The sequence below is a fragment of the Mycolicibacterium novocastrense genome, assembly GCF_001499835.1.
GTDB lineage: Bacteria > Actinomycetota > Actinomycetes > Mycobacteriales > Mycobacteriaceae > Mycobacterium > Mycobacterium novocastrense.
Genome location: NZ_LQIH01000023.1, coordinates 17143 through 42850, shown reverse-complemented (window position 1 = coordinate 42850; position 25708 = coordinate 17143). Strand labels below are relative to the sequence as shown.

Annotated in this window: 28 protein-coding genes; 14 read left to right on the top strand and 14 right to left on the bottom strand. The window is 68.1% G+C overall.

Annotated elements, in window-relative coordinates; translation table 11 throughout:
* The first annotated feature begins 172 nt into the window (after window positions 1-172).
* The 9 genes from AU072_RS16585 to AU072_RS16545 are packed head-to-tail and all read left to right on the top strand — an operon-like array spanning window position 173 to window position 7850.
* The gene (locus AU072_RS16585; RefSeq protein ID WP_120270996.1) at window positions 173-1237 is read left to right on the top strand and encodes a polyprenyl synthetase family protein; all 1065 of its coding nucleotides are present in this window, start codon (window positions 173-175) and stop codon (window positions 1235-1237) included.
* The gene (gene crtI, locus AU072_RS16580) at window positions 1237-2745 is read left to right on the top strand and encodes a phytoene desaturase family protein (protein WP_064415014.1); all 1509 of its coding nucleotides are present in this window, start codon (window positions 1237-1239) and stop codon (window positions 2743-2745) included. Before AU072_RS16585 ends, crtI begins: the two co-directional genes overlap by 1 nt.
* On the top strand, window positions 2742-3689 hold the full coding sequence (locus AU072_RS16575) for a phytoene/squalene synthase family protein (RefSeq protein ID WP_064414795.1): 948 nt from the start codon (window positions 2742-2744) through the stop codon (window positions 3687-3689). Before crtI ends, AU072_RS16575 begins: the two co-directional genes overlap by 4 nt.
* A gap of 2 nt (window positions 3690-3691) precedes the next feature.
* The gene (locus AU072_RS16570; protein ID WP_064351155.1) at window positions 3692-4036 is read left to right on the top strand and encodes a lycopene cyclase domain-containing protein; all 345 of its coding nucleotides are present in this window, start codon (window positions 3692-3694) and stop codon (window positions 4034-4036) included.
* Window positions 4033-4362 carry a lycopene cyclase domain-containing protein gene (locus AU072_RS16565; protein WP_064414794.1) on the top strand — a complete coding sequence of 110 codons (330 nt, stop codon included), beginning with the start codon at window positions 4033-4035 and terminating at the stop codon, window positions 4360-4362. Before AU072_RS16570 ends, AU072_RS16565 begins: the two co-directional genes overlap by 4 nt.
* Entirely contained in the window at window positions 4359-5090 is a 732-nt protein-coding gene (locus tag AU072_RS16560) for a class I SAM-dependent methyltransferase (RefSeq protein ID WP_235629856.1), read from the top strand. Before AU072_RS16565 ends, AU072_RS16560 begins: the two co-directional genes overlap by 4 nt.
* Window positions 5087-6598, top strand: a complete 1512-nt coding sequence (locus AU072_RS16555) for an FAD-dependent oxidoreductase (protein ID WP_064414793.1) — start codon at window positions 5087-5089, stop codon at window positions 6596-6598. The genes AU072_RS16560 and AU072_RS16555 overlap by 4 nt, the downstream gene beginning before the upstream one ends.
* Window positions 6595-7602, top strand: a complete 1008-nt coding sequence (locus tag AU072_RS16550; RefSeq protein ID WP_064414792.1) for a Rieske (2Fe-2S) protein — start codon at window positions 6595-6597, stop codon at window positions 7600-7602. Before AU072_RS16555 ends, AU072_RS16550 begins: the two co-directional genes overlap by 4 nt.
* Before the next feature lie 38 nt (window positions 7603-7640).
* Window positions 7641-7850, top strand: a complete 210-nt coding sequence (locus tag AU072_RS16545) for a hypervirulence associated TUDOR domain-containing protein (RefSeq protein WP_064414791.1) — start codon at window positions 7641-7643, stop codon at window positions 7848-7850.
* 43 nt (window positions 7851-7893) lie between these two features.
* Here AU072_RS16545 and idi read toward each other — a convergent pair whose 3' ends face one another.
* On the bottom strand, window positions 7894-8457 hold the full coding sequence (idi, locus tag AU072_RS16540; RefSeq protein ID WP_064415012.1) for an isopentenyl-diphosphate Delta-isomerase: 564 nt from the start codon (window positions 8455-8457) through the stop codon (window positions 7894-7896).
* A gap of 65 nt (window positions 8458-8522) precedes the next feature.
* Window positions 8523-9356, bottom strand: coding sequence for a MerR family transcriptional regulator (locus tag AU072_RS16535; RefSeq protein WP_064414790.1), 834 nt, complete (start codon window positions 9354-9356; stop codon window positions 8523-8525).
* A 132-nt stretch (window positions 9357-9488) separates the two neighbouring features.
* Between AU072_RS16535 and AU072_RS16530 the strand changes: the two genes are divergently transcribed.
* Complete coding sequence (locus AU072_RS16530) at window positions 9489-9914, top strand: hypothetical protein (protein ID WP_064414789.1); 426 nt, start codon at window positions 9489-9491, stop codon at window positions 9912-9914.
* Between the two features lie 61 nt (window positions 9915-9975).
* Here AU072_RS16530 and ilvC read toward each other — a convergent pair whose 3' ends face one another.
* The 3 genes from ilvC to AU072_RS16515 all read right to left on the bottom strand — a co-directional run bounded on the left by ilvC (window position 9976) and on the right by AU072_RS16515 (window position 13441).
* Window positions 9976-10977 carry a ketol-acid reductoisomerase gene (gene ilvC / locus AU072_RS16525; RefSeq protein WP_174523747.1) on the bottom strand — a complete coding sequence of 334 codons (1002 nt, stop codon included), beginning with the start codon at window positions 10975-10977 and terminating at the stop codon, window positions 9976-9978.
* An 86-nt stretch (window positions 10978-11063) separates the two neighbouring features.
* Entirely contained in the window at window positions 11064-11573 is a 510-nt protein-coding gene (gene ilvN, locus AU072_RS16520) for an acetolactate synthase small subunit (RefSeq protein WP_064351164.1), read from the bottom strand.
* Entirely contained in the window at window positions 11573-13441 is a 1869-nt protein-coding gene (locus AU072_RS16515; RefSeq protein ID WP_064414787.1) for an acetolactate synthase large subunit, read from the bottom strand. The genes ilvN and AU072_RS16515 overlap by 1 nt, the downstream gene beginning before the upstream one ends.
* A gap of 306 nt (window positions 13442-13747) precedes the next feature.
* Here AU072_RS16515 and AU072_RS16510 point away from each other — a divergent pair, with 306 nt between their 5' ends.
* Window positions 13748-14095, top strand: coding sequence for a PH domain-containing protein (locus AU072_RS16510; protein ID WP_064414786.1), 348 nt, complete (start codon window positions 13748-13750; stop codon window positions 14093-14095).
* Here the strand turns inward: AU072_RS16510 and AU072_RS16505 are convergent.
* Entirely contained in the window at window positions 14092-14919 is an 828-nt protein-coding gene (locus AU072_RS16505; RefSeq protein WP_064415011.1) for a DoxX family protein, read from the bottom strand. The two genes, AU072_RS16510 and AU072_RS16505, sit on opposite strands and share 4 nt — an antisense overlap.
* Window positions 14920-15058: 139 nt before the next feature.
* Between AU072_RS16505 and AU072_RS16500 the strand changes: the two genes are divergently transcribed.
* A complete protein-coding gene (locus tag AU072_RS16500; protein WP_064414785.1) occupies window positions 15059-16180 on the top strand; it encodes a PQQ-dependent sugar dehydrogenase in 1122 nt (373 codons plus the stop codon).
* A gap of 21 nt (window positions 16181-16201) precedes the next feature.
* On the opposite strand, the gene AU072_RS16495 is transcribed toward AU072_RS16500, so the two are convergent.
* Both AU072_RS16495 and AU072_RS16490 read right to left on the bottom strand, forming a co-directional pair.
* The gene (locus AU072_RS16495) at window positions 16202-16519 is read right to left on the bottom strand and encodes a DMT family transporter (protein WP_064414784.1); all 318 of its coding nucleotides are present in this window, start codon (window positions 16517-16519) and stop codon (window positions 16202-16204) included.
* A 6-nt stretch (window positions 16520-16525) separates the two neighbouring features.
* Window positions 16526-17266, bottom strand: a complete 741-nt coding sequence (locus tag AU072_RS16490) for an SDR family NAD(P)-dependent oxidoreductase (RefSeq protein ID WP_064414783.1) — start codon at window positions 17264-17266, stop codon at window positions 16526-16528.
* Between the two features lie 99 nt (window positions 17267-17365).
* On the opposite strand from AU072_RS16490, the gene AU072_RS16485 reads away from it, so the two are divergent.
* Window positions 17366-17971 carry a TetR/AcrR family transcriptional regulator gene (locus AU072_RS16485; RefSeq protein WP_064414782.1) on the top strand — a complete coding sequence of 202 codons (606 nt, stop codon included), beginning with the start codon at window positions 17366-17368 and terminating at the stop codon, window positions 17969-17971.
* Between the two features lie 73 nt (window positions 17972-18044).
* On the opposite strand, the gene gatB is transcribed toward AU072_RS16485, so the two are convergent.
* The 4 genes from gatB to gatC form a co-directional block, all read right to left on the bottom strand.
* Window positions 18045-19547 carry an Asp-tRNA(Asn)/Glu-tRNA(Gln) amidotransferase subunit GatB gene (gatB, locus tag AU072_RS16480; protein ID WP_064414781.1) on the bottom strand — a complete coding sequence of 501 codons (1503 nt, stop codon included), beginning with the start codon at window positions 19545-19547 and terminating at the stop codon, window positions 18045-18047.
* Between the two features lie 23 nt (window positions 19548-19570).
* Complete coding sequence (locus tag AU072_RS16475) at window positions 19571-20602, bottom strand: ATP-dependent 6-phosphofructokinase (RefSeq protein WP_064414780.1); 1032 nt, start codon at window positions 20600-20602, stop codon at window positions 19571-19573.
* A 78-nt stretch (window positions 20603-20680) separates the two neighbouring features.
* Complete coding sequence (gene gatA / locus AU072_RS16470; RefSeq protein WP_064414779.1) at window positions 20681-22144, bottom strand: Asp-tRNA(Asn)/Glu-tRNA(Gln) amidotransferase subunit GatA; 1464 nt, start codon at window positions 22142-22144, stop codon at window positions 20681-20683.
* Between the two features lie 14 nt (window positions 22145-22158).
* Window positions 22159-22458, bottom strand: a complete 300-nt coding sequence (gatC, locus tag AU072_RS16465) for an Asp-tRNA(Asn)/Glu-tRNA(Gln) amidotransferase subunit GatC (RefSeq protein ID WP_064414778.1) — start codon at window positions 22456-22458, stop codon at window positions 22159-22161.
* An 80-nt stretch (window positions 22459-22538) separates the two neighbouring features.
* On the opposite strand from gatC, the gene AU072_RS16460 reads away from it, so the two are divergent.
* Window positions 22539-23195, top strand: a complete 657-nt coding sequence (locus tag AU072_RS16460) for an ACT domain-containing protein (RefSeq protein WP_064415010.1) — start codon at window positions 22539-22541, stop codon at window positions 23193-23195.
* A gap of 34 nt (window positions 23196-23229) precedes the next feature.
* Here AU072_RS16460 and AU072_RS16455 read toward each other — a convergent pair whose 3' ends face one another.
* Complete coding sequence (locus tag AU072_RS16455; protein ID WP_064351170.1) at window positions 23230-23484, bottom strand: metallothionein; 255 nt, start codon at window positions 23482-23484, stop codon at window positions 23230-23232.
* Between the two features lie 80 nt (window positions 23485-23564).
* Window positions 23565-25676 (bottom strand): NAD-dependent DNA ligase LigA, encoded by a 2112-nt coding sequence (gene ligA, locus AU072_RS16450; protein ID WP_064414777.1) that lies wholly within the window; start codon window positions 25674-25676, stop codon window positions 23565-23567.
* Window positions 25677-25708 lie beyond the last annotated feature (32 nt).

The window sequence follows — 25708 nt, the reverse complement described above, 5'->3', positions numbered from 1 at the left end:
TGCAAATTCGATGCATAGGTGTCGGCCAGAGGGGGTACCCCGGTTGAGTTCGACCGATTCGGGTACCTGTCATCGCATCGAGTAAAGGGGACGCTGCTTGAGCGGTATCAACGGAAACACGCAGACCCCGCTCCTGTCGGTGTCAGACCTCCCCGCTCCGCCAAAAGGGCTGATGACCAGGGCCTTTCCCGAATGGCGCGACGCCATACGCGACGAGGTGCTTGGGTCCCTCAACGAATTCGTCACTACGCGCTGCGCCGACGATCTCAAGTCGGCCGGTGTCGATATCGCCGCCGACGTCCTGAGCGATTTCGTCGACGGCGGAAAGTGCGTCCGCTCGACGTTCGTCTACCTGGGCTGGCTGTGCAACGCCGACGACGATCCCGGGGCGCTGCGGGCTGCGGCGAGCTTCGAACTGCTGCACGCGTTCGCCCTGTTGCAGGACGACGTGATGGACGGCTCCGCGCTGCGGCGCGGGCGACCATCGGCGCATGTGAGGTTCGCGCAGTGGCACCGCGAGCGGGCGATGTCGGGTTCACCCGACCGCTTCGGTGAAGCCGCGGCCGTCCTTCTCGGCGATCTGTGCCTGGTGTGGGCGCAACAGATGCTGCGGGAAAGCGGCATCGGCGAGGCCGCGCTGGCGCGGGGCTGGCACAGGTACGACGCGATGCGCACCGAACTCGCCGTCGGCCAGTTCGCCGACCTGGTCAACGACGCCGCCGAATTCCCCGAGTGGGAACGGGTTCTCGATGTGCTGCGGCGCAAGTCGGGCAACTACACCGTGCGCAGACCGCTCGAGATCGGCGCCGACATGGCCGGATGCCCGCCGCGCGTGCTGATGTTGCTCGGCGAGTACGGCGAAGCGGTCGGCGAGGCCTTCCAGCTGCGCGACGATGTGCTCGGCATCTTCGGGTCCCCCGAGATCACCGGCAAGCCGGCCGGCAGCGACCTCTTCGAGCACAAGGCGACCAGCGTCGTGGTGGCCGCCTACCGCCTCGCGGACGCGAGCCTCCGCCGCGACCTCACCCGTCTGATGAGCGCCCCCGACCTGGACGACGAGGACATCCGCCGGTGGCGCGAACTGATCGTCGCGACCGGCGCACTGGAATGGGTTGAACAGCTGATCGATTCGCGGCTCACCCGCGCACTCGAGCTGATCGACACCCGGCAACTGAATCCGTTGATCCGCACCGCGCTTGCCGACATGGCCGTCGCCTGCAGCGAACGGGCCGCATGATGCGCACCGTCGCGGGCCGCACCGACCACGTCGTGGTGGTCGGCGCAGGGTTGTCCGGGCTGTCGGCGGCGCTACAGCTCGCCGGACGAGGTCGACGCGTGACGGTCCTCGAACGCGGACATCACCCGGGAGGGCGCGTCGGCCGCGCCGATGTCGACGGGTACCGCCTCGACACCGGCCCGACCGTGCTGACGATGCCCGACATCATCGACGACGCATTCGCCGCCGTCGGCGAGACCGCCGCGGACCGACTGGAGCTGATGAACGTCGACCCCGCCTACCGTGCGTCGTTCACCGACGGCAGCTCACTTCACGTCCGCACCGAAGCGGGCGCGATGGCCGCCGAGATCGAGGGCTTCGCCGGTCCCGACCAAGCGGAGGGTTATCTGCGCCTTCGCGATTGGCTGACCAAGCTGTACCGCGTCGAGTTCGACGGGTTCATCGCCGCGAACTTCGACTCACCGCTGTCGCTTCTGACGCCGCAGCTCGCCCGGCTGACCGCCATCGGCGGTTTCCGGCGGTGGGACAGGATGGTGCGCCGATTCATCAGCGATGAGCGACTGCAGCGGGTGTTCACCTTTCAGGCGTTGTACGCGGGTGTGCCGCCGCACCGGGCGCTGGCGGTGTACGCGGTGATCGCCTACATGGACACGATCTCCGGCGTGTACTTCCCCCGCGGTGGCGTGCGGGCGTTGCCCGATGCGCTGGCCGCGGCCGCGTCCGACGCCGGTGTCGAATTCCGTTATGGCTCGGCGGTTTCGGCGTTGGAGCGCACCGGCGACCGGGTGGTCGCAGTGCACACCGAGGGCGGTGAGCGGGTCACCGCCGACGCGGTGGTGCTGACCACCGAACTGCCCGACACCTACCGGTTGCTCGGTCGCACGCCGCGACGTGCGCTGCCGCTGCGGCCCGCCCCGTCGGCGGTGGTGGCCCACGTCGGCTGCCGCGCAGTGGGTCCGGACGTCGGACACCACACCATCGTCTTCGGGAACGAGTGGGAGAAGACGTTCACCGACATCATTGACGACGGACGCGTGATGTCGGACCCGTCGCTGCTGGTGACGCGGCCCACCGCCGGCGACCCGTCGCTGGCACCCACGGGCCGGGATCTGCTGTACGTCCTGGCTCCCGCCCCCAACCTCGCAGTCGGCCATATCGATTGGGCGTCGGCGCGCGACGATTACGTGCGGCACATGATGGACGTGGTGAGCTCGCGGCTCCCGCAGGTGGGGCTCGACCCCGAGGTGCTGCACGTGGTGGATCCCGCGGACTGGGCACGCCAGGGGATGGCCGCGGGAACCCCGTTCGCGTTGGCCCACACGTTCGGCCAGACCGGCCCGTTCCGTCCCGCCAACACCGTTCGCGGCGTCGCCAACGTGGTGTTGGCGGGTTCGTCGACCGTTCCGGGAGTCGGCGTGCCGACCGCGCTGCTGTCCGGGCGGCTGGCGGCCGACCGAATCACCGGCCTGCCAGTCCGGCGGGCCCGAAGCCAGGTGGTGCAAGCATGATCGGTTCCGAACTCGACGCCGCGGGCGTACACGACCCGGCACTGCGCGAGGCCTATCGCCGTTGCCGCACGATCAACGCCGAACACGGCCGCACCTTCTTCTTGGCCACCCGGCTGCTCGCACCCGAACAGCGCCCCGCCGTGCACGCGCTGTACGGGTTCGCCCGCCGCGCCGACGACATCCTCGACGACTTCGATCCCGTCATCAGCATGGACGAACGCGCCGATCAGTTGCAGCGGCTGGCCACACAACTGTTCAACCGGCTCGCGCAGGGCAGCACCGACGACGCTGATCCTTGCCTGGCCGCGGTAGTGCACTGCGCCCGTCGGTACGGCATCCCGTGGGAACTGTTCGACGACTTCCTCGGCTCCATGCGCATGGACCTGACCGTCACCGACTACCCCGACCGCGCCGCCCTCGATCGCTACATGTACGGCTCGGCGGAGGTCATCGGTCTCCAACTGCTCCCCGTACTGGGCACCGTCGGCCCGCTCGAAGAGGCCGCGCCGTATGCGGCAGCACTCGGAAAAGCGTTCCAGCTCACGAATTTCCTGCGCGACATCGACGAAGACCTCGAGCGCGGCCGGGTCTATCTGCCCGCCGACGAACTCGCCGCACACGGGGTCGACCGGGATGTGCTGACCTGGTGCCACGAGAACCGGCGTACCGACGCGAAGGTGCGCCGGGCGCTGGTCGAACAGCACGCCATCAACCGGCGCGTGTACGACTTCGCGCGGCGCGGCATCGCCCACCTGAGCCCGCGGTCGCGCCCCTGCGTGTCGGTCGCCCTCACCCTGTACTCGGAAATCCTGGACCGTATCGAGCAAATCGACTTCGCCGTGTTCAGCCAGCGCGCCACCGTCGGCACAACTCGCCGCATCCGCGTCGGGTGCGCCGGACTACTCAAGGCGTGGAGGGCACGGCGACAGGTACCGAAGGCGTGACGATGGACAACTGGCACTACCTGTTGGTTCTGGCCGCCTGCCTGCTGATCACCGCGCCGTTGGAGATCTTCGGCGACGGCGTGTACCGGCAGGCGCGGCGCGCCGCGGCCGCGATCCTGCCCGTGGCAGCCGTATTCGTGCTCTGGGACGTGATCGCCATCTTCGCCGACGTGTGGACGTACAACTCGAAGTACGTCACCGGGATCGACATCCCCGGCGTCATGCCGATCGAAGAACTGCTGTTCTTCATCGTGATCCCACTGTGCGGATTGTTGACCTACAACGCCGTCACCACGATCCTGACCTGGTTGCAACGGACGCGGGATCGTGTGGAGCAAGCCAAATGACCGGACTCGGATACACGGTGCCCGCCGTGCTCGCGGTGATCGCCGTGTGCGTTCTGGAATTGGGCGTACTACGCACCGGACTGTTCCGTAAGCCCGCGTACTGGATCTCGATGGCGATCGTCCTCGGATTCCAGACACCGGTCGACGGTTGGCTCACCAAGCTCAGCGCACCCATCGTCATCTACGACGAACGGCACACCAGCGGTATCCGATTCCCGTTCGACATACCGGTCGAGGACTTCCTTTTCGGCTGGGCCATGGTCACCGCGGTGTTGTTGCTGTGGGAACGCCAGCGGTTGCGCACACAGAGGAGGAACGTGTCGTGAACGTCAATGCGGGTCGTGACGCCGGCGACCCCGTGGATGTTCCCGCCGCCTTCGACGAGGGGGCACCGGCCTACGACACGCTGGTCGACTCCAATCCCGGATACCATGAGCACCTGCGAATTTCGGCGCAGCGGATGCGGCTGCCCGATGACGGTCGCGGGCTGCGTCTGCTCGATGCCGGATGCGGCACCGGCGCATCGACCGCGGCGCTGCTGTCGGTGGCGCCGCACGCGGAGATCGTCGGTGTCGACGGTTCGGACGGCATGCTGGAGGTGGCGCGGGCCAAACAATGGCCGCCGTCGGTGCGGTTCGTCCACAGCCGGATCGAGGACCTCGCCGCCGCAGGCGTGAGCGGACCGTTCGACGGCATCTTCGCCGCCTACCTCATCCGCAACCTCCCCGACCCCGACGCCCAACTGCGTGGGTTCCGCGCACTGCTGCGCCCGGGAGCGACGCTGGCCGTTCACGAGTACTCGGTGCGCGACTCGCGGCTCGCGACCGCTGTGTGGAACGCCGTGTGCGCCACCATCATCATCCCCAGCGGACGTCTCCGCAGCGGTGACGCCTCGCTGTACCGGTACCTGCGGCGCAGCGTGAACCGCTTCGACGGGGCCGCCGATTTTCGTGATCGCCTGCGCCGCAGCGGCTTCACCGCCGTGCACAGCGAGACGATGCCGGGCTGGCAGCGCAACATCGTGCACACCTTCCTCGCCGAGGCCCCGCGATGACCGATCCGCACCGCATCACGCACTCCGCACCGCCGCCCGACCAGGTAGTGCCGTTCGACAAACCACACGTGGTCGTCGTCGGCGGGGGGATCGCGGGCTTGGCCGCGGCCACCGGTCTGGCCGAACGCGGTGTGAGCGTCGACATCCTCGAGCGCGAGACGTATCTCGGCGGTCGCGTCGGAGGATGGACCGATTCGCTCGACGACGGCGCCCCCGTCGCGATGAACCGCGGATTTCACGCCTTCTTCCGGCAGTACTACAACCTGCGAAACCTGTTGCGGCGCATCGATCCGGCATTGGGCATGCTCACCGCGGTCTCCGACTACCCGTTGGTCGACGCGCACGGTCGACGCGACACGTTCCGCGGTCTGCCGCAAACGCCACCGTGGAACGCGGTGGCCTTCGCGCTGCGCAGCCCCACGTTCCGGTTTCGTGACCTGATGCGGCTCAACGCACGCGCCGCGGCGCCCCTGGCCGCGGTGTCGGTCCCCGAGATCTATGACCGTCTCGACCACGTCGACGCCGATACCTTCCTACGCGACATCAACTTTCCCGAACCCGCTCGCCACCTGGCCTTCGAGGTCTTCTCGAGGAGCTTCTTCGCCGAACCGACCAACCTCTCGGCCGCCGAACTGGCGACGATGTTCCACATCTACTTCCTGGGCTCCAGCGAGGGCCTGGTCTTCGACGTGGCGGTTTCGAACTTCGATACGGCGCTGTGGGATCCGCTGCGCGCCTACCTGCAATCGCTGGGAGCCGGTGTACACACCGGCGTCTCGGTGACCGAGATACGCGCCGGTGACCGCTTCGCGGTGCACTCCGACGGTGGCGATCGCATCGAGGCCGACGGGGTGGTGCTCGCCACCGATGTCTCGGGCCTGCAGCACATCGTCGGCAATTCGGCGGCACTCGGCGATGACGAATGGCGGTCCCGGATCGCCGCGATGGGCACGGCCGCGCCGTTCGTCGTGCAGCGACTGTGGTTGGACCGGCCCGTCGATCCAGACCGTGCGGCTTTTCTCGGGACGGGCGGCCGACCGCCGCTGGACAATGTGAGTGTGCTGGACAGATACGAGCGGGAGGCGGCGACGTGGTCGCGCCGAACCGGCGGCTCGGTGGTGGAGCTGCACTCGTATGCGGTGACCGGCAGTACGGACGATGTGCTCGAGCGGTTGCCGGTGCGGATGCGCGAGCTGTATCCAGAAACGGTCGGCGCCAAGGTTGTCGGTGAACGGGTGCTGTGCCGACAGGACTGCCCGCGCTTCGCCCCCGGTGACTTCGCGCACCGCCCCACGGTCTCTACCCCGCAGGCCGGCCTGGTACTGGCCGGTGACGGTATCCGCATCGACCTGCCGGTCGCGCTGATGGAGCGGGCCGCCACCACCGGCTGGTCGGCGGCCAACCTGCTGCTGAAGCGCTTCGGCCTCACCGGCCACGACCTCCAGACGGTACCCACCCAGGGTCGCTTCGCGCCCCTGCGTCGGCTGGCCGAAAGGCAGTACGCATGACCATGCTCTCCGAACTCAAGGCGCGGTTGGCGAAAACCACGCCGTTCGAACTACTTCCACGCACCACGTGGTCCGGCCAACGGCCGACGTACGACGACGCCCAGCCGTCGTTGATCCACAGCGCCCTGCGCCGTTCGCAGCGCAGGCCCAGCGGCAACTGGTACGCGTTCGCGGCCAGCGACACCATCGGCAAACGACCGGTCAGCGCCACGGTCGGCGGAATCGAACTGGTCGCCTGGCGCGGCAACGACGGCAGTCTCGCGGTCGGCCCGTCGTCCTGCCCGCACCTCGGCGCGGACCTGTCCACCGGGACCGTCGAGTGCGGCACCTTGATCTGCCCGTGGCACGGCCTGCGCTTCGACGGCGGCCGGACCTGGACCTGGCGACCCTACCCCGCCCACGACGACGGTGTGCTCGCATGGGTGCGGCTCGACGCGCTCGGCGGCGAAACCCCCACGGAGGCACCGATACTGCCGAGGCGGCCCGACACACCGCGGCTGTCGGCAGTGACGCGGTTGGTCGGCACCTGTGAGCCCAGCGACGTGATCGCCAACCGGCTCGATCCGTGGCACGGGGCGTGGTTCCACCCGTACTCGTTCACGCGGCTGGACGTGCTGTCGGCCCCGGCCGCCGACGACGATCTCCCCGAAGACGCCGACCGCTTCCTCGTCGCGGTCACCTTCCGCATCGGGCAACTCGGCGTCCCGGTGATCGCGGAATTCACCACACCGGAGCCGCGCACCATCACCATGCGCATCATCGACGGCGAAGGTGCGGGAAGCGTGGTCGAGACGCACGCGACGCCCCTCGGTCCCGACCGGGACGGCGCTCCGCGCACCGCGGTCATCGAGGCGGTCATCGCACACTCCGACCGTCCCGGATTCGCGCACGCGCTTCGGGGCGCGCCGTTGATCACACCGTTCATGCGATATGCGGCCACCCGCTTGTGGCGTGACGATCTGGCCTACGCCGAACGGCTCTACCGGCAACGCTCGCAGCTCTGAGCTGTTTTGCTTGGCGGCGCCCGGGTATACCGCCACAGATGAGCAAGGACATCCACAAAGGCGACAAGGTGCAGTGGAAGAGCCACGGCACCAACGTGACTGGCACCGTCGAGGAGAAGATCACCTCGGACACGCAGGCCGCGGGTCGCACGGTGCGCGCCGACGCCGACAACCCGCAGTATCGGGTGCGCAGTGACAAGAGCGGCCGCGACGCGGTGCACAAGCCGGAAACGCTGAAGAAGAAGTAGCCACTCCGCCGCAGCGTCCGAGCCAACGGGTGGCGTTACTCGCTCACGAACCGGGACCCGGCCCCTGCGCGTAGGGCTCGTCGAGAAGCGGTATCTGCTCCATCGCCCACGGGCTGATCGACCAGGGCAACCCGACCGCCGAGCGCAGTTGTTCCCAGGAGACCCACATCCACTCCATGACCTCGGCTGGATCCGGCCGCAGCCGCCCGTCGCACCGGGCGAAGAACACCGGACAGATCTCGTTCTCGACCGTGCCGTCGGCCGCGACCGCGCGGTACCGGAAGTGCGGTAGCACGCACTCCGGCGATTGGATCGATACGCCCAACTCCTGGACGGCGCGGCGGCGCACCGCATCCTCGACCTGCTCCCCCGGCGCGGGGTGACCGCAGAAGGAGTTGGACCACACACCCGGCCATGTCGTCTTGTTCAGTGCGCGACGGGTCAGAAGCACGCGACCGTCCTCGTCGAACAGGTAGCAGGAAAACCCGAGGTGCAGCGGTGTCGCGGCGTGGTGCACGGTCGTTTTCGCTGCGCTGCCGATCTCGCGCCCCTCTTCATCGAGAAGGACGACACACTCGTTGGCCGTGGCCCTGCTCGTCGTGGTCACTGAAGACACCTCATGTGTGTACCCAAATCCGCCGGGCTAACCGACGCACAGTCGATGCAACCCGGTCATCGGGTGCCGACACACCATTCGAGGGCCTCACGCAGGCTGTGCACGCGCGCGGCCCCGTCGACGCCGGCGGCCTCCCACCCGGTGCCGCCGAGCACGACGTCGGCCTCCGCGGTGGCCGCCGTGACCATCTCCATGTCGGCGGTCTCGGGGGTGTGTGACCACAGCACCACCCGCGCGGACGGCCGCACGCGGCCGATCGCCTCGGTCAGCGCCGCCATCGGAACGTCGGCACCGAGCATCACCGCACCGCGTCCCCGCTCGGCGAGGGCGGCGCGAAGTGCCTCGAGCGGCAACACATGCGCTTCGTGCGCGGTGCACGCCAGGATGAGCGCGGTTGATGCGTCGCGGCGCATGAGCGGAGCCGCGTGCAGTGAGCGCGACACCGCCCACGACAGGGCGTGCTCGACGTCGACGCAGCCGCCGTCCTCGTCCTGTCTGCTCACGATCGCCGCGAACGCCGGCCGGACCAGCAGGTCCCATGTGTCGACCACTCCGAAGTGACGCAGGTGGGCCTCCAGGAGCCGACCCAGCGAGGCGAGGTCGAGTTCGAATGCGGCCGACAGCAATGCGTCCGCGTCTCCGCGGCGCGGCGCTACGGCCCCGGTCGCGACTCGGGCAGCGCTGCGGGGGCTGGTGCCCTGCCCGATGAGCTGGTGCATGTGCTGCACGGCGGCGACGTCGTTGTCGCTGTAGAGCCGGTGTCGACCCGGGTGGTGCTGCGACGGCCCGACGCCGTAGCGCTGGCTCCAGCTGCGCAGCGTCGCGGTCGGTACGCCGACGCGTTCGGCCACCACGCGGACGGTGTACCGCGGTGTGTCAGCGTCATCCATGGGGCCTGCTAACTGGGGTTTCGGCCTAGCGAGGGTTCACCGATAGCACTACGAGCAAACCATCAATGCGGAAGCGATGCACAGTTCGTTATCTGGATATGGTTGCGGTCGGAACCGGGTACTTCTAGCCCCATGACCCAGAAGGACGAACAACACAGCCGACCCGAAGGAGTCGACGACGCGACCGTCGAGGCCGTCGGCGAAGTCTCGGAGGCATTGGAGTGGGTGGAACGCGCACGCGGCCATCTGTATTCGTTCCACCAGCTGATGGGTCGCGCCGACCTTCAGCTCGGCGAGGCGTGTGACAAGCTGCGCGACGCCGGCCACGACGGCGTCGCCGAACGTCTGGAGTCCGAACTCGTCGGCCGCAACGTGCTTTACGGTCGCTGGACCTTCCAGATCGTCGAGGACTTCGACGACAACTACTGGTCGGTGTTCCGCGACCATGAACGCCAGGTGCGCGACGAACTACAGCAGGGCCGCAGACACGTGTTCGAGTCCGAGATGAAGGAGCGGCGCCGCACCCAGGGTCGCCCCGGGCACGAGCACCGCCCCTGATCCGTGTGACTTGTGGAGCGGTAGCGGCGGTGAGCGCCGCTGCGGCTCCACAAATCGCGGCTTAAGCCGTCTCGGTGATGGGCCGGTCCACCCAGCTCATCAGGTCGCGTAGCTTCTTGCCGGTCACCTCGATCGGATGCTCGGCGTTCTTCTTGCGCAGCGCCTCGAGCTCCTTGTTACCGCCCTCGACGTTGGCCACGAGTTTCTTGACGAAGGTGCCGTCCTGAATCTCGGAGAGAATGGCGCGCATCCGCTCCTTGGTGTCGGCGTCGATCACCCGCGGCCCGGAGAGGTAGCCGCCGAACTCCGCGGTGTCGGACACCGAGTAGTTCATCCGCGCGATGCCACCCTCGTACATCAGGTCCACGATCAGCTTGAGCTCGTGCAGCACCTCGAAGTACGCCAGCTCCGGCGCGTACCCGGCCTCGACCATGACGTCGAAACCGGTCTTGACGAGTTCCTCTGTGCCGCCGCACAACACGGCCTGCTCGCCGAACAGGTCGGTCTCGGTCTCGTCTTTGAACGTGGTCTTGATGACGCCTGCGCGGGTGCCGCCGATGCCCTTGGCGTACGACAGTGCGAGCGCCTGCCCCTCACCCTTGGGGTCCTGATCGATCGCGATCAGACACGGCACGCCCTTGCCGTCGACGAACTGCCTGCGCACCAGGTGGCCCGGCCCCTTCGGGGCGACCATGCCGATCGTCACGTTGGCCGGCGGCTTGATCAGGTCGAAGTGGATGTTGAGGCCGTGCCCGAAGAACAGCGCGTTGCCGTCTTCGAGGTTGGGTTCGATGTCGCCTGCGAAGATCTCGGCCTGTGCGGTGTCGGGCGCGAGCAACATGATGACGTCGGCCCACTTGGCGACCTCGGCGGGCGTGTCGACCTCGAGGCCCTGCTCGGTGACCTTCTCGCGCGACTTCGACCCCTCCTTGAGGCCGACCTTCACCTGCACGCCGGAGTCGCGCAGGCTCAGCGAGTGCGCGTGACCCTGGCTGCCGTAGCCGATGACGCCGACCTTGCGTCCCTGGATGATCGACAGGTCCGCGTCGTCGTCATAGAACATCTCTACTGCCACTGAATTTCCTTATCTACTCAATTGATTGGGGACTGGTCGGGTTGAGTTGTGGGCTACTCGTCTCGATCCTGCGCTTACTTCGTGGTCCCGATGCTTCGTGGGCCGCGTGACAGGGACACCACACCGGACTGCACGATCTCGCGGATTCCGAAGGGCTCCAACACCCGCAGCAGCGCCTCGAGCTTCTCGGGTGTACCGGTCGCCTCGACGGTCAACGACTCGGTCGATACGTCGACGACCTTCGCGCGGAACAGGTTCACCGCCTCGATGACCTGCCCGCGGGTCGACGCGTCGGTGCGCACTTTGATCAGCGCGAGCTCGCGCGAGACCGAGTTCTCTTCCTCCTGCTCGACGATCTTGATCACGTTCACCAGCTTGTTGAGCTGTTTGGTGATCTGCTCGAGCGGCGCCTCGTCGACGCTGACGACGATCGTCATCCGCGACATGTTCTTCTGCTCGGTCGCACCGACGGCCAGGGACTGGATGTTGAAGCCGCGCCGCGAGAACAGCGACGCGACCCGCGCCAAGACACCCGGCTTGTCCTCAACCAGAACCGACAACGTCTGCGTAGCGGCGGTACTCATCAGGCGTGCCCTTCTTCTGGATCGTCGAACAGCGGGCGGATGCCGCGCGCGGCCTGGATCTCGTCGTTGCTCGTGCCCGCCGCGACCATGGGCCACACCTGAGCGTCTGCGCCGACGATGAAATCGATCACGACCGGTCGGTCGTTGATCTCGCGGGCCTGGCGGATCACGTCCTCGACGTCTTCGGCTCGCTCGCAACGTAATCCGACGCACCCGAGCGCCTCGGCGAGCTTGACGAAGTCGGGGATGCGATGCGAGTGCGTGGCCAGATCCGTTTGGCTGTACCGCTCTTCGTAGAACAGCGTCTGCCACTGTCGCACCATGCCGAGGTTGCCGTTGTTGATCAGCGCCACCTTGATCGGCGCACCCTCCACGGCACAGGTGGCCAACTCCTGGTTGGTCATCTGGAAGCAGCCGTCGCCGTCGATGGCCCACACCTCGGCCTCCGGGCGGCCGAACTTGGCTCCCATCGCCGCGGGCACGGCGTAGCCCATGGTGCCCAGTCCGCCGGAGTTGAGCCATGTCTTGGGCTTCTCATAGGAGATGAACTGCGCGGCCCACATCTGGTGCTGGCCGACGCCTGCGACGTACACCGCGTCGGGCCCGGCCATCTTGCCCAGCGTCTCGATGACGTACTCCGGGGAAAGGCTGTCGTCGCTCTGCGGCCCGTAGCTCAACGGGTAGGTCGCCTGCACACCGCTCAGGTACTCCAGCCAGTTGTCGATCTTGATCGCGTCGGCGGTGCCGTCGCGGCGTAGCGCCACGACCAGCTCGGCGATCACGGCCTTGACGTCACCCACGATCGGCACGTCGGCGTGGCGGTTCTTGCCGATCTCGGCCGGGTCGATGTCGGCGTGGATGACCTTGGCTTCGGGCGCAAAGGAGTCCAGCCGCCCGGTCACCCGGTCGTCGAAACGGGTGCCCAGCGCGATCAGCAGGTCGCTGCGCTGCAGGGCGGCCACCGCGGACACCGTGCCGTGCATCCCCGGCATGCCCATGTTCTGCGGATGGCTGTCGGGGAACGCCCCGCGCGCCATCAGCGTGGTGACGACGGGAATTCCGGTCAGCTCGGCCAGCTCCAGCAGCTCCTCGCTGGCCTCACCGCGGATCACCCCGCCGCCGACGTAGAGCACCGGCTTGCGTGCGGCGGCGATCAGCTTGGCGGCCTCGCGGATCTGACGGTTGTGCGGTTTGGTGTTCGGCTTGTAGCCCGGCAGGTCGATGCGCGGCGGCCAGCTGAACGTGCACTGCCCCTGCAGAACGTCCTTGGGAATGTCGACGAGCACCGGTCCGGGGCGGCCCGAGGACGCGATGTGGAACGCCTCGGCGATGGCCTGCGGAATCTCGTCGCCGCTGCGCACCAGGAAGTTGTGCTTGGTGATCGGCATCGTGATGCCGGAGATGTCGGCCTCCTGGAACGCATCGGTGCCGATCAGGCCCCGTCCGACCTGGCCGGTGATCGCCACCACCGGAATGGAGTCCATGTGCGCGTCGGCCAACGGCGTGACGAGGTTGGTCGCGCCGGGTCCCGAGGTGGCCATCATCACGCCGACCTTGCCGGTCGCGTGAGCGTAACCGCTGGCCGCATGCCCCGCGCCCTGCTCGTGGCGGACCAGGACATGGCGCAGCTTCTTGGAATCGAACAGCGGGTCGTACACCGGCAGCACCGCGCCGCCGGGGATCCCGAAGATGGTGTCGACGTCGAGTTCCTCCAGCGACCGGATGACCGCCTGCGCACCCGTCATCTGTTGCGGCGCAGTGCGTTTGGCCGGTGCGGGCGCAGACTTGGCCGCCGGCCGCGTGGCATGTCCGTCGTCGGGCACGGTTGCCGCCACCTGCTCCAGCGGTCGGGTTGTTGGTGCGCTCACGGTGTTCGTTCTCCTAAATCCTTCTTCGGATCCGTCTCTAGGGTCTCAAATTCGGTGGTCGGGCAAGAAAAAACCCCCGTCAGCTGGGTCGCTGTACGAGGGTCGCGCGTTGATGCCGGAGTTATGCCCGAGTAAGGGCGAGCGCGGCATCAACGCGCTTCCCGATTACTACGAGCAACCCCAGGGCCTGCATAACCGTCGACGGTAGCCTCTGCACTGGTCACAGGTCAAATTGCGGCACGGTGCGAAGATGGCGGGGTGAGTCCGAAGGCCGCACCCGCTCCCGTCGTCATCCGCATCTCCCCCATGGCGCATTTCGCCGTCGCCTTTCTGGCGTTCAGCATGCTTTCGCTGGTCCTGGCGGGCCTCACCTGGGTGGCGGCCCTGCTGATCATCCCGATCGTGTTGTCGGTGTTCGTCGCGCGCTACCGCACCGTCGCCGACCGCGACCACGTGACGGCACGCACGCTCTGGGGCAGCGAGACCGTCGACTGGAGCGATATCGACGGCCTGCGGTTCGGCAAAGGCTCATCGGCCTACGCCCACCTGAAGGACGGCAGGGACGTGCGGCTGCCCGCGGTGACGTTCGCGACGTTGCCCCTGCTGACCGAAGCCAGCGGCGGGCGGGTGCCGAATCCGTATTCGAGGGATTAGGCGAACGGATTGCCGCCGTTGAGCAGCACCCAGATCGCCACACCCGCGCCTGCGCCGAGGACCAGCGCGCCGAGCGATCCGAGGAAGGGCCGGCGCGCCCAACCGCGTCCGGCGTCGAATCCGTACCTGCCGGGCCCGGTCAACACCAGCGCCGCCACCGCGCAGGCCAGGAACACCTTGTACTCGTGTCCATCGGTGAGGAAGTCCGACAGCCGCGCCTCCTCGTGCGCGACCATCGCCTCGGCCAGCACGCCGGTCACCAGATACGCCAGCGCACCGGCGGCGGCCACGGGCGTGAAGAGACCCAGGATGAGCAGCACCCCGGCGGCGATCTGCCCGAAGGCGCCGACGTAGGTCAGGATGTCGGCATAGCGGAAGCCCATATCGGACAGCTCCGCTTCCCAACCGTTGAGCCCGGGGCCACCCCACAGGCCGAACGCCTTCTGCAGGCCGTGGCCGATGAACAGGGCGCCCACCGCGAGCCGCAACAGCAGAAGGCCGAGGTCGAGGGTGCCGCGCCGCTCGGGGGCGACGCGGAACGGATCGGGGCCGACCTCCGCCGGTTCCGCCGAGTAGTCGAGTGCATGCCGTCCGCCGGGCTGCACGTACGGCAGCGGCTCGGGATCGTTGAGCAGTCCGAAGCCGGTGGAGACCGGCGCTCCGGTGTTCGAGTCGTAGTGCGGGATCGCGGTGGTCTCGAAGTCGCCGGCGTAGTTGGCCGACGGGAGATCGTCTTCAGGGTCGACCAGGCTCGCCGACACGGGCCGCCCGGGCGCGTCGTCGGGCCGTTGCCAGGCGCGTGGGTCATTGGAATGACTGGTCACCATGCCAGCGTAAGTGCTTGTCACCCGGTAGCCGGGTATTGGCGCGGTGCTTTCGGGGCCTTAATTCGCCGACGGTTCGCGGCGCGGTCCAGCGGGTGTGCGTGGCGAACACCTCCGAATGATCCGTAACCTGGCTCGCATGAAACTGCGCCGGCCGATGCGGGGTGTGCTCGCCGTGGCGTGCGCGGCGTTGCTCGTCGGGTCGGGGTGCGCACGATTCGACGATCTGCAGTCGCAACCGTTCACCACTGAGCCCCAGCTCGAGCCCGGCCCGACGTCGACACCTCCGCCACCGCCGCCGCTGCCCCCGACGCCGTTTCCGAAGGAGTGCCCGGCGCCCGGCGTCATGCAGGGCTGTCTGGAAAGCACCAGCGGCCTGATCATGCTGCCCGACAGCCAGTCGGCCCTGGTCGCCGAGCGCACGACCGGTGTGGTCAAGGAGGTGTCGGTACGGGCCGAGCCCAAGGTCAAGACGACGCTGCCGGTCGACGGGTCGGGCGACGGCGGGCTGATGGACATCGTGCTGTCGCCGACGTACCAGCAGGACCGGCTGATGTACGCCTACGTCAGCACCCCCACCGACAACCGCGTCATCCGCATCGCCGACGGGGACATCCCCAAGCCGATCCTGACCGGTATCCCGAAGGGCGCCACCGGTAACACCGGAGCGTTGATCTTCACCAGCCCGACGACGCTGCTCGTGCAGACCGGCGACGCGGGCAATCCCGCCGATGCCGCGAACCCGGGGTCGCTGGCCGGTAAGGCATTGCGGATCGAGCAGCCCACCACGGTCGACCAGGCCCCGACGACCACGGCGCTGTCGGGGTTGGGCGCCGCGGGCGGTATGTGCCTCGACCACTCGGACGGATCGTTGTACATCACCGACCGCGCCCCCTCCGGTGACCGGCTGCAGCGCATCACCAAGGATTCCAAGACCTCGACGGTGTGGACCTGGCCCGACCGGCCCGGTGTCGCGGGCTGCGCCGCGCTCGACGGGTCGGTCCTGGTCAACCTGGTCAACACCAAGCAGACCGTCGCGGTGCGGCTCGCACCCGAGACCGGCGCGGTGACCGGCGATCCCGAGGTGGTGCGCCAGGACCAGCACGGCCACGCCTGGGCGCTGGCGATGTCGCCCGACGGCAACATCTGGGGCGCCACGATCAACAAGACGGCCGGCGATGCGCAGAAGCTCGACGATGTCGTCTTCCCGCTGTTCCCGCAGGGCGGCGGGTTCCCGCGCAGTCCCGCGGACAACACGTAACCGCCTGCGCGGCAGACGGTTTCAGCTCTCGACGATACGCAGGCCGATGACGCCCATGACGATGGCCGCAAGACACGCCACGCGCGCCGCGCTGGCCGGCTCACCGAGCAGGAACACCCCCGCGACCGCGACGCCGACCGCGCCGATGCCCACCCAGACCGCATAGCCGGTGCCCGCGGGCAACTGACGGAGCGCGAGCGTCAGCAGGATGAAGCTGAGCAGCGCGACACCGACGCCGATCACGCTGGGGACCAGCCGGCTGAACCCCTCGGACTGTTTGAGCGCGATCGCCCAGACGACCTCGAGCAGCCCCGCGACAACCAGGATCAGCCAGGCCATCGCGGGTCACGCATTCGTCCCACCGTCGACGGTGAGAACCGCCCCGGTGATATTCGATGCACCCGGACCCGCAAGGAACGCAACGGAATCCGCGATGTCGTCGGCGGCGGCATACCGGCCGAGGGCACTGAGCGCGCGCTGCTCGTCGGCTCCGGCACCGTCGGCGGGATTCATGTCGGTGTCGGTCGAGCCGGGCTGCACGAGGTTGACGGTGATGTCCCGCCGCCCGAGGTCGCGCGCGAGACCTTTGGTGAACCCGATGAGCGCGGCCTTGCTCATCGAGTAGAGCGTGACCCCGGCATGCGGCACCCGTTCGGCGAGATTGCTTCCGATGCTGATGATCCGGCCGCCACCGGGCATGTACCGCACCGCGGCCTGACTGGCCAGGTACACGGCACGGGCGTGGATGGCCAGCGTGCGGTCGATCTCCTCGACCGATACCGCCTCGATCGGCCCGTAGGGAAAGACGCCGGCATTGTTGACCAGGATGTCGAGCTTGCCGAAGTGGGTACTCGCCTGCTCGACCGCGGCGGGCACGTCGGCCGCGGAGGCGCTGTCCGCGCGGATCGCCAGGCCGCGCCGACCTCGGGCCTCGATTCCGTCGACGACCTCGTCGGCGCGCTCCTTGGACTGGGCGTAGGTGATGGCCACGTCCGCGCCGCGTTCGACAAGGCGAGCGGCGATGGCGGCCCCGATCCCGCGACTGGCGCCCGTGACCAACGCCGCCTTCCCCGTCAGGTCCGTCATTCCGGCCTCCTTTTATGTATCGTTCGATACATAATTAACTTCCCTGCGTATACTTGTCAACAATTTCTTTGGCGTTCGATACAGAAGGGGTGCGAGTACATGGCGTCACGCGGCCGGCCGCGCACCTTCGATCGCACCGAAGCCCTGGAACGCGCCATGGAGGTGTTCTGGCAGCACGGCTACGAGGGCACGTCGATGAGCGACCTGACCGCGGCGATGGGCATCAATTCGCCGAGCCTGTATGCGGCGTTCGGTTCCAAGGAGGAGCTGTTCCGCGAAGCCGTCGCCCGCTACGACCAGACCCTGGGGGCCACCGCGGCAGCCGAGTTGCGCGATCGGCCCACCGCACGGGAGGCCATCGCCGCGGTGCTGCGACACCACGCGGACGTGTTCTGCGATCCGGACAAACCTCGCGGCTGCATGATCGTCCTCGCCGCCACCACCTGTACCGAACGCACCCGCTCAGTGCACGAATACCTCGCCGAGTGGCGGGTCGCCACCGAGGATGCCTTCCGCGCTCGGGTCGAACGCGGGATCGCCGACGGCGACGTCCCGGCCGGAGCCGACGCCGCGACCATCGCCGCGTTCTACAACACCGTGAACCACGGGATGGCGATACAAGCTCGCGACGGCGCGAACCGAACCAAGTTGTCGGCGATAGCCGAAGCTGCCATCGCGGCCTGGAACGGCCTCGTCTCGGGATAACCGTCTCCGCGCTCGAAACTGCAACCAGGGCTGTGAATAAGCGTCGCGCACGACCCTGTGCGCAATTTCGGCGCTAGCTGCAGGCCGCCAAGACCAGCTCGCGCACCCGCGCCGCGTCGGCCTGACCCTTGGTGGCCTTCATGACCGCGCCGACGATCGCCCCCGCGGCCTGCACCTTGCCGCCCCGAATCTTCTCGACGATGCCGGGGTTCGCCGCCAGCGCCTCGTCGACGGCGGCCTGCAGCGCCGAATCGTCGCGCACCACCTCGAGCCCGCGGTCCTTCATCACCTGCTCGGGTTCTCCCTCGCCGGCCAACACGCCCTCGACCACCTCCCGGGCGAGCTTGTTGGACAGCTTGCCGTCGTCGACGAGCTTCACGACCGCGGCCACCTGCGCGGGCGTGATCGGCAGCGCATCGAGTTCCACCCCGGCTTCATTGGCCTTCTGCACCAGGAAGTTTCCCCACCACGCCCGGGCCGCGTCGCTGGATGCGCCCTGTTCGACGGTGGCGGCGATCAGGTCGAGGGCGCCGATGTTGACGAGGTCGCGCATCACCTCGTCGGAAATTCCCCATTCTTCCTGAATCCGCCTGCGGGACAGCCACGGAAGCTCGGGGATCGTCGCACGCAACCGCTCGATCCACTCCGCGTCCGGTGCCACCGGCTCGAGGTCCGGCTCGGGAAAATACCGGTAGTCCTCGGCGGTTTCCTTGCTGCGACCCGGTGAGGTGTAGCCGTCCTCGTGAAAGTGCCTGGTCTCCTGGGTGATTCGCCCACCAGAGTCGAGAATCGCTGCTTGGCGGCGCATCTCGTAGCGGACGGCGACCTCGACGCTCTTGAGCGAGTTGACATTCTTGGTTTCGGTTCGGGTGCCGAACTCCTTCTGCCCCACCGGTTTCAGAGATACGTTGGAGTCACAGCGCATCGATCCCTGATCCATGCGGACATCGGAGACGCCCAGAGCGCGCAGCAGATCCCGCAACGCCGTCACATAGGCACGGGCGATCTCGGGCGCACGCTCACCGGCACCCTCGATGGGCTTGGTGACGATCTCGATCAGCGGCACACCCGACCGGTTGTAATCGATCAGCGAGGTCGTCGCGCCCTCGATGCGACCCGTCTCGCTACCCAGGTGGGTCAGCTTGCCGGTGTCCTCCTCCATGTGGGCCCGCTCGATCTCGACCCGCCAGGTCGAACCGTCGTCGAGCGGCACGTCGAGGTGACCGTTGATCGCGATCGGCTCGTCGTACTGCGAGATCTGGTAGTTCTTCGGCATGTCCGGATAGAAGTAGTTCTTGCGGGCGAACCGACACCACGGGACGATCTCACAGTTCAGCGCCAACCCGATCCGGATCGCCGACTCGACGGCCTTCTCGTTGAGCACCGGCAGCGAGCCGGGCAACCCCAGGCAGACGGGGCACACCTGGGTGTTGGGTTCGGCGCCGAACCTGTTGGCGCAACCGCAGAACATCTTGGTCGCGGTGGAGAGTTCGACGTGGACTTCCAGCCCGAGCACGGGCTCGTAGCGCGCGACGACGTCGTCGTAGTCCAGCAGGTCGGCGGTCGCAGCAGTCATGACCCCGATCCTAGTAAGCGGGCTCAGCCGAAGAACTCCGCGGCGTCGTCGTACCGGCTCTGCGGGACTAGCTTCAACTGACGGGTGGCATCGGCGAGCGACACACGGCCGATCTCCTGGCCGCGCAGCGACACCATCATCCCGTACTCGCCCGCGTGCGCGGCGTCGGCGGCGTTGACGCCGAAGCGGGTGGCCAGCACGCGATCGAAGGGCGTCGGCGTGCCGCCGCGCTGCACGTGACCAAGAACCGTGACCCGCACCTCTTTGTTGATCCGCTTCTCCACCTCGAGGGCGAGCTGCTGGGCGACGCCGGTGAAGCGCTCATGGCCGAACTCGTCAACCCCACCCTGGCGCAGTTGCATCGACCCCTCGGCCGGCTTCGCCCCTTCTGCCACCACGCAGATGAAGTGCGAATCGCCGCGCACGAAGCGCTGTTTGATCAGGCGGCAGACCTCTTCGACGTCGAAGGGCTGTTCGGGGATGAGGGTCATGTGCGCCCCCGACGCCAGCCCCGCATTCAGTGCGATCCAGCCCGCATGCCGGCCCATCACCTCGACGAGCATCACGCGCTGGTGCGATTCGGCGGTGCTGTGCAGCCGGTCGATGGCCTCGCTCGCCACCCCGAGCGCGGTGTCGTGGCCGAACGTGACATCGGTGCAGTCGATGTCGTTGTCGATGGTCTTCGGCACGCCGACGACGGGAACGTTCTCCTCGGAGAGCCAGTGCGCGGCCGTGAGCGTGCCCTCGCCGCCGATCGGGATCAGCACGTCGATGCCGTTGTCGTCGAGCGTCTGCTTGATCTGATCCAGCCCGGCGCGCAACTTCTCCGGATGCACGCGGGCGGTACCCAGGATCGTGCCGCCCTTGGCCAGCAGCCGGTCGTTACGGTCGTCGTTGGCCAGTTGTATGCGGCGGTTCTCCAGCAGACCGCGCCAGCCGTCCTGAAAGCCGACGACCGACGATCCGTAGCGCACGTCGCACGTGCGCACCACGGCCCGAATGACCGCGTTCAGTCCCGGACAGTCACCGCCACCGGTCAGCACTCCGATCCGCATGGCTACATCCTCCCCGAGCGCGCACATGTTTGCGCCCTCTGTCGGCGTTTGCGTCCGATAAGCGTGCGCTCGCGGCGACTAAACCGCCGTCGAAAGCGGTCCGCGCGCCGCCTCGTAGGCCGCACCGACGCGGTACAGCCGGTCGTCGGCCAGCGCGGGCGCCATGATCTGCAGTCCGACGGGCAGGTTGTCGTCCGGTGACAGCGCCGCAGGCACCGACATTCCGCAGTGTCCGGCCAGGTTCAGCGGCAGTGTGCACAGGTCGAACAGGTACATCGCCAACGGGTCGTCGACCTTCTCCCCCAACGGGAATGCCGTGGTCGGTGTCGTCGGCGAGATCAGCACGTCGACCTTCCGGTACGCCTCGTCGAGATCGCGCGCGATCAGCGTGCGCACCTTCTGCGCCTGGTTGTAATACGCGTCGTAGTAGCCCGCCGACAACGCATAGGTGCCAATCATGATGCGGCGCTTGACTTCCGGGCCGAATCCGGCGGCCCGAGTCAATGCCATGACTTCCTCGGCGCTGTGTGTGCCGTCATCACCGACGCGCATCCCGAAGCGCATCGCGTCGAACCGCGCGAGATTGCTGGAGACCTCCGAGGGAAGGATCAGGTAGTAGGCGGGCAGCGAGTAGTCGAAGTGCGGGCAGTCCACCTCGCTGACCTCGGCGCCCAGCGCGGTCAGCTGTTCGACGGCGGCGTTGAACGACTCCAGCACACCGGACTGGTAGCCGTCGCCGCGCAACTGCTTCACCACCCCGATCCGCACGCCCGCCAGGTCGCCGGCCGCCCCTGCCCGCGCGGCGGCGACAACGTCGGGCACCGCGGCGTGCACCGACGTGGAATCCTTCGCGTCGTGCCCGGCGATCACCTGGTGCAGCAGTGCGGTGTCCAGGACGGTGCGCGCGCACGGGCCACCCTGGTCGAGCGAGGACGCGCAGGCGACCAGCCCGTAGCGCGACACGGTTCCGTAGGTCGGTTTGACGCCGACCGTGGCGGTCAGCGCGGCCGGCTGGCGGATCGAGCCGCCGGTGTCGGTGCCGATCGCCAACGGCGCCTGGAACGCCGCCAGCGCTGCGGCGCTGCCTCCGCCCGAGCCGCCGGGGACGCGCTCGACATCCCACGGGTTGCGCGTCGGCCCGTACGCGGAGTTCTCCGTGGACGATCCCATCGCGAACTCGTCCATGTTGGTCTTGCCCAGTATCGGCAGGCCCGCGGCGCGTAGCCGCATGGTGACGGTCGCGTCGTAGGGGGACGTCCAGCCCTCGAGGATCTTCGATCCGCAGGTGGTCGGCATGTCGGTGGTGGTGAACACGTCCTTGAGGGCCACCGGCACCCCGGCCAGTGGCGAGGGCAGGTCTTCTCCGGCCGCGACGGCCGCATCGACGCGTGCCGCGGCCGCCAGCGCGCGTTCCGCTGCGACGTGCAGGAACGCGTGGTAGCGGTCGTCGGTCGCCGCGATCTGCTCCAGATGCGCCTGGGTGACCTCCGTCGACGACACCTCGTTGGCGGCGATCTTTTCTCCGAGCGTCGCCGCGTCCATCCGGGTGAGATCGCTCACTGCGCCTCCCCCAGGATCCGTGGCACCGCGAACCGGCCCTCGGCCGCCTTGGGCGCCTGGTCAAGCGCCTCCTCCTGCGTCAGGCACGGCTCGACCGTGTCGGGCCGGAACACATTGACGTCGGTGAGCGGGTTCCCGGTCGGCGTGACTCCTTCGACGTCGACGGACTGGATTTGGCTGACGTGACCGAGGATGGCGTCCAACTGGCCGGCATAGCTGTCCAGCTCGTCTTCGGTCAGGGCGAGGCGGGCCAGACGCGCCAGATGGGCTACCTCGTCTCGGGAGATCTGCGACACGACAAGCAAGCCTAGTCATCGCCGTCGCGGCCGCCGAGGCCGGAATGCCTGCCCCCATTCTCTGTGCGACAGTGTTGCGCGTGCCTACGTACCTGCTGCGGGTCCAGCTCGAGGACCGGCCCGGCAGCCTCGGCTCACTGGCCGTGGCGCTCGGGTCGGTGGGCGCCGACATTCTGTCGCTTGACGTGGTGGAACGCTCGGCCGGTTACGCCGTCGACGATCTGGTCGTCGAGCTGCCCGGGGGCGCGATGCCCGACATGCTGATCACCGCCGCCGAGCAGATCAAAGGCGTCTACGTCGACTCCATCCGTCCGCACACCGGGCTGCTCGAGGCGCATCGCGAACTCGAACTCATCGACCACATCGCCGCGGCGGACCGCAAGAAGAGGCTGCAGGTGCTCGCCGACGAGGCGCCCAGGGTGCTGCGCGTAAGCTGGACGTCGGTGGTGCGGCTGACCGACAACGGCCCGGAACGTCTCGTCGGTAGCTCCGGGGCCCCCGAGACCCAGGTGGAAGAGGCCCCGTGGCTGCCGCTCGACCACGCCGAGGCGCTCGACGGTGACGCCGCGTGGGTGCCGCAGGTGTGGCGCGACATGGCGACCACGCTGGCCGCCGCCCCGCTCGGTGACCCCCGCACCGCGGTGGTGCTGGGCCGCCCCGGCGGGCCACAGTTTCGGCCGTCCGAGGTCGCCAGGCTGGGCTACCTGGCGGGGATCGTCGCGACGATTCTGCGCTGACGGTCGCAGAGCCGTTGCGCCGGAACGGAACTCGTCAGCCGCCGGCGGGTACCGGCCAGCGGTCGTTGACGTCGGCGTTGGTGTCCTTGCGGGCACAGTGCGCGCAACAGAAGATCGCCTCTTCGGTCTCGATGCCGTGCCCGAGGATTCGGCACCCGCAGTGCGCGCACTCCGGGGCCAGCTGGCCCGCCGCGCACTCGACACTGTCGAACGTCGCGCTGCGGCCGTCGGGCCACGTCACGGTGAACGCCTTGTCGTAGTCGTTGCCACAGGTATCGCAGATCGCCATCACAACTCCTTGTCGATTCGCCCAGTCGGGTGCCCGGTGAGCGGGGCGAACAAACGCGGCAGCAGTCAGAGAACCGCGACTCAGACTCCGTCGGGCCCGTTCTGCAGCAACCGGGCGAACCCCTCCTCGTCGAGAATCGGCACCCCCAGTTCGACGGCCTTGTCGTACTTCGAACCCGGCGAATCACCGGCGACCACGTATGCCGTCTTCTTCGACACGGAGCCGGCCGCCTTGCCGCCGCGAGCGACGATCGCCTCCTTGGCCTCGTCGCGCGAGTAGCCGGTCAGCGACCCGGTGACGACGATGGACAACCCCTCCAAGGTCCGTTCGATGCTGGCGTCGCGTTCGTCGGCCATCCGCACGCCCGCCGCACGCCACTTGTCGATGATCGCGCGGTGCCAGTCGACGGTGAACCACTCGGTCACCGCGGCGGCGATCGTCGGGCCCACACCCTCGACGACCGAGAGCTCTTCTTCCGACGCCGCCATGACCGCGTCGAGGCTGCCGTACTCGGTGGCCAGGGCGCGCGCCGCCGTCGGCCCGACATGCCGGATCGACAACGCGACCAGCACCCGCCACAGCGGTTGGGATTTCGCCTTGTCCAGGTTGGCCAGCAGACGTTTCCCGTTCGCCGAGAGCTGCCCGTTCTTGGTGGTGAACAGGTCGGTGCGCAGCAGGTCCTCTTCGGTCAGCGTGAACAGGTCGCCCTCGTCGGTGATGACGCCGGCCTGCAGCAGAGCCGTACCCGCCTCGTAGCCCAGTCCCTCGATGTCGAACGCGCCGCGGCCGGCGACATGAAATACGCGCTCGCGCAACTGCGCCGGGCACGACCGGGTGTTGGGGCAGCGGATGTCGGCGTCGCCCTCCTTCGCGGGGGCGAGCTTGGTTCCGCACTCCGGACAGTGGGTGGGCATCACGAACTCGCGTTCGGAGCCGTCGCGCAGATCGACGACCGGACCGAGAACCTCGGGGATCACGTCACCCGCCTTGCGGATGACCACCGTGTCGCCGATGAGCACGCCTTTGCGCTTGACCTCCGAGGCGTTGTGCAGCGTCGCCTGGCTGACCGTCGAGCCGGCCACCTTGACCGGTTCCATCCACGCGAACGGCGTGACCCGGCCGGTGCGCCCGACGTTGACCCTGATGTCGAGCAGTTTGGTCTGCGCCTCCTCGGGCGGAAACTTGTAGGCGATGGCCCAGCGCGGCGCCCGCGAGGTGGAGCCGAGCCTGCGCTGCAACGCCACATCGTCGACTTTGACCACCACGCCGTCGATTTCGTGGTCGACGTCGTGGCGGTGCTCTCCCCAGTAGGCGATGCGTTCGGTGACCGCGTCGATTCCCGTCACCTGGGCGGTGTGCTCGGAGACCGGCAGCCCCCAGGCCGCCAGCGCGCGATAGGCGTCGTGCAGCGTCTTGGGCCGGAACCCCTCGGCGCGCCCTATGCCGTGGCAGATCATCCGCAGCTTGCGACGCGCGGTGACGGCGGGGTTCTTCTGCCGCAGCGAACCCGCGGCGCTGTTGCGTGGATTGGCGAACGGCGGCTTGCCGTCGGCGACCAGCCCGGCGTTGAGTTCCTCGAAGTCGGCGACCCGGAAGAACACCTCGCCGCGTACTTCGAGAACCTTCGGCAGCGGGAATTCCTTGCTGTCGGTGAGCTTTTGGGGCACATCGCCGATGGTGCGGGCGTTCAACGTGACGTCTTCACCGGTGCGGCCGTCACCGCGGGTGGCCGCGCGCTCCAACCGGCCGTCGCGGTACACCAGTGAAAGCGCCACCCCGTCGATCTTGAGTTCACACAGGAATTGTGCCTCCTGCAGCACGTTCGGTCCGATCTCGCCCTTGAGTCGCCCCGCCCACGCGGCGAGTTCATCGGGGGTGAACGCGTTGTCCAGGCTCAACATCCGCTCGAGGTGCTCGGCGGGGGTGAAGTCGGTGGCGAAGCCCGCCCCACCGACCAGCTGCGTCGGCGAATCCGGGGTCCGCAGTTCCGGGTGCTCGTCTTCGAGCGCTTCTAGTTCGCGCAGCAGCGTGTCGAATTCGGCGTCGGTGATGATCGGCGAGTCACGCACGTAATAGCGGAACTGATGCTCACGCACCTCATCGGCGAGCTCTTGCCAGCGGCGACGCGTGTCGGCGTCGGGGGCGTCGTCAGCCTGTGCGGCCAGCGCGTCTTCCGCACCCTTGGAGGTCACCTTCGCAGGCTAACCGAGCGGCCCGACAGCAC

Coding starts and splice junctions, on each gene's coding strand:
- AU072_RS16585 (WP_120270996.1), top strand. CDS start 173: ATGACCAGGGCCTTTCCCGAATGGCGCGACGCCATACGCGACGAGGTG.
- crtI (WP_064415014.1), top strand. CDS start 1,237: ATGCGCACCGTCGCGGGCCGCACCGACCACGTCGTGGTGGTCGGCGCA.
- AU072_RS16575 (WP_064414795.1), top strand. CDS start 2,742: ATGATCGGTTCCGAACTCGACGCCGCGGGCGTACACGACCCGGCACTG.
- AU072_RS16570 (WP_064351155.1), top strand. CDS start 3,692: ATGGACAACTGGCACTACCTGTTGGTTCTGGCCGCCTGCCTGCTGATC.
- AU072_RS16565 (WP_064414794.1), top strand. CDS start 4,033: ATGACCGGACTCGGATACACGGTGCCCGCCGTGCTCGCGGTGATCGCC.
- AU072_RS16555 (WP_064414793.1), top strand. CDS start 5,087: ATGACCGATCCGCACCGCATCACGCACTCCGCACCGCCGCCCGACCAG.
- AU072_RS16550 (WP_064414792.1), top strand. CDS start 6,595: ATGACCATGCTCTCCGAACTCAAGGCGCGGTTGGCGAAAACCACGCCG.
- AU072_RS16545 (WP_064414791.1), top strand. CDS start 7,641: ATGAGCAAGGACATCCACAAAGGCGACAAGGTGCAGTGGAAGAGCCAC.
- AU072_RS16535 (WP_064414790.1), bottom strand. CDS start 9,356: ATGGATGACGCTGACACACCGCGGTACACCGTCCGCGTGGTGGCCGAA.
- AU072_RS16530 (WP_064414789.1), top strand. CDS start 9,489: ATGACCCAGAAGGACGAACAACACAGCCGACCCGAAGGAGTCGACGAC.
- ilvC (WP_174523747.1), bottom strand. CDS start 10,977: ATGTTCTATGACGACGACGCGGACCTGTCGATCATCCAGGGACGCAAG.
- ilvN (WP_064351164.1), bottom strand. CDS start 11,573: ATGAGTACCGCCGCTACGCAGACGTTGTCGGTTCTGGTTGAGGACAAG.
- AU072_RS16510 (WP_064414786.1), top strand. CDS start 13,748: ATGGCGCATTTCGCCGTCGCCTTTCTGGCGTTCAGCATGCTTTCGCTG.
- AU072_RS16500 (WP_064414785.1), top strand. CDS start 15,059: ATGAAACTGCGCCGGCCGATGCGGGGTGTGCTCGCCGTGGCGTGCGCG.
- AU072_RS16495 (WP_064414784.1), bottom strand. CDS start 16,519: ATGGCCTGGCTGATCCTGGTTGTCGCGGGGCTGCTCGAGGTCGTCTGG.
- AU072_RS16490 (WP_064414783.1), bottom strand. CDS start 17,266: ATGACGGACCTGACGGGGAAGGCGGCGTTGGTCACGGGCGCCAGTCGC.
- AU072_RS16485 (WP_064414782.1), top strand. CDS start 17,366: ATGGCGTCACGCGGCCGGCCGCGCACCTTCGATCGCACCGAAGCCCTG.
- gatB (WP_064414781.1), bottom strand. CDS start 19,547: ATGACTGCTGCGACCGCCGACCTGCTGGACTACGACGACGTCGTCGCG.
- AU072_RS16475 (WP_064414780.1), bottom strand. CDS start 20,602: ATGCGGATCGGAGTGCTGACCGGTGGCGGTGACTGTCCGGGACTGAAC.
- gatA (WP_064414779.1), bottom strand. CDS start 22,144: ATGGACGCGGCGACGCTCGGAGAAAAGATCGCCGCCAACGAGGTGTCG.
- AU072_RS16455 (WP_064351170.1), bottom strand. CDS start 23,484: ATGGCGATCTGCGATACCTGTGGCAACGACTACGACAAGGCGTTCACC.